Source organism: Protofrankia symbiont of Coriaria myrtifolia (genome assembly GCF_900634755.1).
In the GTDB taxonomy this organism is placed as follows: domain Bacteria; phylum Actinomycetota; class Actinomycetes; order Frankiales; family Frankiaceae; genus Protofrankia; species Protofrankia coriariae.
Genome location: NZ_CAAAFS010000276.1, coordinates 1 through 4,507, shown reverse-complemented (window position 1 = coordinate 4,507; position 4,507 = coordinate 1). Strand labels below are relative to the sequence as shown.

Sequence of the window (4,507 nt, the reverse complement as noted above, 5' to 3'; positions counted from 1 at the left end):
GGGTCCGCCCCGTCCGCCGTGCCCGTGACACCGGCCGTGCCGGGCGGGTCGGCCATGTCGACCGGGTCGGTCGTGCTGGTTGTCGCGATCGTCCTTGCCGTCCTGTGCGTCGTCCCGGGGCTGACCCGCATGGTGGGCTTCTTCGGGCCGGTGGCGGGGGAACAGCCGCGCCGGCCGGCGCCGACCCGGGACACCCTGGGCCTGCTCACGGCCACCGTCGTCGTCGCGTTCGCGGCCAAGCTGACCGATCATGTCGCCTGGCTGCCGGCGTACGCCTACCTCGGGGTGGTCGGCGTGCTCCTGGCCGCCGTCGACGCCCGGGTCCACCGGCTGCCCGACGTGATCACCCTGCCGTCCTACCCGGTCCTGGCCGGGCTGTTCGGCATCGCCGCGGTCCTGGACGGCGGCCCGGGGCGCTGGGTGCGCGCCGTTCTCGTGGCCGTGGCCGTGCTCGCCCTGTTCACGGCCTTCTGGGCGCTGCCCGGCGCCGGTCTGGGCTTCGGCGACGTGAAACTGTCCGGTCTGCTCGGCGGCGCGCTCGGCTGGCTCGGCGTCCCGGTGGCCCTCACCGGGCTGCTGGCCGGGATCGCCCTTGCCGGGGTGTGGGCGCTGGTCCTGATGGTGACGCGGCGGGCAGGCCGGCGGACATCGATCGCCTACGGACCGTTCCTGCTGACGGGGGCGTTCGTCGGCGTCCTCGGCTGGAACGCGGGATAGCCTTCCGGACCATTCTCGTCTCGCGGGCATCCCGGCCGAAGGAGCTGGTTCCGGCGCGCCGGTGGCGTGGAAGACTGGCCTCATGCTGCGTTGGTTGACTGCCGGGGAGTCGCACGGGCCGGCTCTGGTGGCGACCGTGGAGGGGCTGCCGGCCGGTATCCGGGTGTCCAGCTCCCTGATCGCCGACGAACTTGCCCGACGTCGGCTCGGGCACGGGCGGGGCGCCCGGATGAGCTTCGAGCGGGACGAGGTCGAGCTGCTCGGCGGGGTCCGCCACGGCCTGACCCTGGGCGGCCCGGTGAGCGTCGTCGTCCGCAACACCGAGTGGCCGAAGTGGCGGGAGGTCATGGCGCCGGATCCGGTCGACGCCGAGGGGCTTGCCAGGTTGGCCCGCAACGCCCCCCTGACCCGCCCCCGGCCCGGCCATGCGGATCTTGCCGGTATGCAGAAGTACGGGTTCGACGACGCCCGCCCGGTGCTGGAACGGGCCAGCGCCCGGGAGACCGCGGCCCGTGTCGCGCTGGGCACGATCGCCAAGGCCCTGCTGCGGCAGGCGTACGGCATCGAGGTCGTCTCGCACGTGGTGTCGATCGGCGCTGTCGAGGTGCCGCCCGGCTCACCGTTGCCCCAGCCGGCCGCGATGGACGTGGTGGACGCCGACCCGGTCCGCTGCGCCGACCCGGCGACGAGCGTGCGGATGGTCGCCGAGATCGACGCCGCCCACCGGGACGCCGACACCCTGGGCGGGATCGTCGAGGTGCTCGCCTACGGTTGCCCGCCGGGGCTGGGCAGCTACGTGCACGGCGACCGCCGCCTCGACGCGCGGATCGCCGGGGAGCTGATGGGCATCCAGGCGATCAAGGGTGTGGAGTTCGGCGACGGCTTCACCACGGCCCGCCGCCGCGGGTCGCAGGCCCACGACGAGATCGAGTCGGTGCCCGCCGGGGACGCCCCGGAAGCGGCGGCGCACCCTGGGGGCATCTACCGGGTGCGGCGCGCCACCGACCGCGCCGGCGGCGTCGAAGGGGGGATGACCACCGGGGAGCCGCTGCGGGTCCGGGCCGCCATGAAGCCGATCTCGACGCTGTCCCGGCCCCTGTCGACGATCGACGTCGCCACCGGGGAGCGGGCGGTCGCGATCGCGCAGCGCTCGGACGTGTGCGCGGTACCCGCCGCCGGGGTGGTCGGCGAGGCCATGGTGGCGCTGGTGATCGCCGACGCGGCCCTGGAGAAGTTCGGCGGCGACTCGGTGGAGGAGTCCCGCCGCAACTGTGAGACGTACCTGAAGTCCCTGATCGTCAGATCGGAGCCGATATGATCGCCGCTGTCCTGGTGGCGGCCCGGTGACCGGCTCTCCGGACGCCGCCGGCGCCGCTGCCACTGGCGCCGCCGACGGTGTCGCCCTTGGCAGCGTTGCCGCTGAGGGTGCCGCCGCCGGCAGCGCTGCCGCGGCGGCCCGCGCGCGGCGGCCGGTCGTGGTGCTCGTGGGCCCGCCCGGGTCGGGGAAGACCACGGTCGGACGGCTGCTGGCGCGGCGGCTGGACGTGGCCTTCCGGGACACCGACGTCGACGTCGAGGCCCGGGCCGGGCGGTCCGTCGCCGACATCTTCGTCGAGCTGGGGGAGGAGCACTTCCGCACCCTGGAACAGGAGGCCGTCGCCCACGCCTTGGCCGAGCACGACGGGGTGCTCGCCCTCGGCGGCGGGGCCGTGCTGGACGAGGCCACCCGGCGGTCGCTGCGCGGGCACACCGTCGTCCACCTCGACGTCGGGGTCCACGACGCGGTGGCCAGGGTCGGCCTGGCCCGGGACCGGCCACTGTTGGTCGAGGGGCCGCGCACCAGGATCGCCGCGATGCTGCGAGCCCGCGCGCCGTTGTACGCCGAAGTCGCCTCCGCGGTGGTGGGCACCGTGGGGCACACACCTGAGGAGGTGGTCGGATTGGTCGAGAAGCTGCTGGTGGACCACCGGCATCACGATCATGTTGTCGCGTCGCCGGCGGGCCGGCTGCCCGGGCCGTTGGTCAGGCCGTGACGGCATCGTCCACGGCCCCGGTCCCCGCCGCCCCGCTGGCGTCCCCGGGGGAGCCGGCCGCCGGCGACGGGGTGACCCGCATCGAGGTCGCGCCCACCGGCGAACGTCCCTACCAGGTCGTGGTCGGCGCGGGCCTGCTCGGTGAGCTCGCCGAGCAGGTCGCCGGCCGTACCCGGGCCGCGGTCATCCACCCCCGCGCGCTGCGGGCGACCGCGGAGGCCGTGGTCACGGACCTGCGGGAGACCGCGAAGGTCGAGGCCCACGCGGTCGAGGTCCCCGACGGCGAGGAGGCCAAGCAGGCGCGCGTCGCCGGTTTCTGCTGGGACGTCCTCGGTCAGGTCGGCCTCACCCGCGATGATGTCGTGATCGGTCTCGGCGGCGGGGCGACGACCGACCTCGCCGGCTTCGTGGCGGCCACCTGGCTGCGCGGCGTCGACCTCGTGCAGGTCCCGACCACGGTCCTGGGGATGGTGGACGCGGCGATCGGCGGCAAGACCGGGATCGACATCGACGCCGGCAAGAACCTCGTCGGGGCCTTCCACCACCCGCTCGCCGTGTTCGCCGACCTGGCGACGCTGGCGAGCCTGCCCGTCAACGAGCGGATCTCGGGCCTGGCCGAGGTCGTGAAGGCCGGTTTCATCGCTGACCCGGCCATCCTCGACCTGCTCGAGGACGACCCGAGCGGGCTACGCCACCAGCGTGAGCTGATCGAACGGTCGATCCGGGTGAAGGCCGCGGTGGTGTCGGCCGACCCGCGGGAGGCCGGCCGGCGGGAGATCCTCAACTACGGGCACACCCTCGGGCACGCCATCGAGAAGGTCGAGGGGTTCAGCTGGCGGCACGGCGCCGCGGTGTCGGTCGGGATGGTCTTCGCCGCCTCGCTGAGCCGGCTCGCGCTGGGGCTCGACGAGCCCACCGCCGACCGGCACCGGGCGCTGCTCGAACGGATAGGGCTGCCCACCGTCTACCGGGCGGACCACTGGCCGGCGCTGCTCGACGCGATGCGGCTGGACAAGAAGAGCCGCGGCCGGCGGCTGCGGTTCGTCGTCCTCGAGGGGCTCGGCCGGCCGCGCATCCTTGAGGACCCGGATCGGGCGCTGGTCGTGGCCGCGTTCTCGGAGGTGGCCCGGGAGCTGTCAGACCTCCCCGGCGGGGACGAGCGGTGATGGCACCGTGACGCCCGCGGACCAGGCGCACGCGGGAGAAGGCCCGTCAGGCCCCGGCGCGCCGGGGCCTGCCCACGAGGACGCGGCCATGAAGGCTCAGCCGCTGAAGGCCCGGACGTGAAAGTTCTGGTGCTCAGCGGGGCGAACCTCGGCCGGCTGGGGCTGCGGGAGCCGGCGGTGTACGGCAGCCGCAGCTACGCCGATCTGGTGACGGTCTGCCAGAAGCTGGCCGGGGAACTCGGCCTGGCGGCGGACTGCCGGCAGACCGACGACGAGGCCACGATGTTGCGCTGGCTGCACGAGGCCGCCGACCTCGGCGTCCCGGTCGTGCTGAACCCGGGTGCGTGGTCGCACTACTCCTACGCGCTGCGCGACGCGGCCGCGCAGGTGACGGGCCCGCTGGTCGAGGTCCACCTGAGCCAGACCCATGCCAGGGAGGAGTTCCGGCACCACAGCGTGATCAGCGCGGTGGCGACCGGGACCATCACCGGTCTCGGTTTCGACTCCTACCTCCTCGCCCTGCGCACGATCGCGGCCCGCATCCACGATGCCAGCGCACCAGCGGATCCACCCCACCCAGCCGACCAAGCC

At 74.4% G+C, this 4,507-nt stretch carries 5 protein-coding genes; all 5 read left to right on the top strand.

Going from position 1 to position 4,507, the window contains the following annotated elements; translation table 11 throughout:
- Window positions 1-717 (top strand): prepilin peptidase (locus CM1CMNOD_RS15400; RefSeq protein WP_242625460.1); only part of this gene is annotated, 717 nt, incomplete at its 5' end.
- 82 nt (window positions 718-799) lie between these two features.
- Window positions 800-2,035 (top strand): chorismate synthase, encoded by a 1,236-nt coding sequence (gene aroC, locus CM1CMNOD_RS15395; RefSeq protein WP_013874523.1) that lies wholly within the window; start codon window positions 800-802, stop codon window positions 2,033-2,035.
- Window positions 2,036-2,060: 25 nt separating this feature from the next.
- Window positions 2,061-2,750: a shikimate kinase gene (locus tag CM1CMNOD_RS15390; protein WP_013874522.1), complete on the top strand. Its 690-nt coding sequence runs from the start codon at window positions 2,061-2,063 to the stop codon at window positions 2,748-2,750.
- A 35-nt stretch (window positions 2,751-2,785) separates the two neighbouring features.
- Window positions 2,786-3,916, top strand: coding sequence for a 3-dehydroquinate synthase (aroB, locus tag CM1CMNOD_RS15385; RefSeq protein WP_431307094.1), 1,131 nt, complete (start codon window positions 2,786-2,788; stop codon window positions 3,914-3,916).
- Between the two features lie 117 nt (window positions 3,917-4,033).
- Window positions 4,034-4,507: type II 3-dehydroquinate dehydratase (locus tag CM1CMNOD_RS15380; protein ID WP_131774056.1), on the top strand; the 474-nt coding region annotated here is incomplete at its 3' end.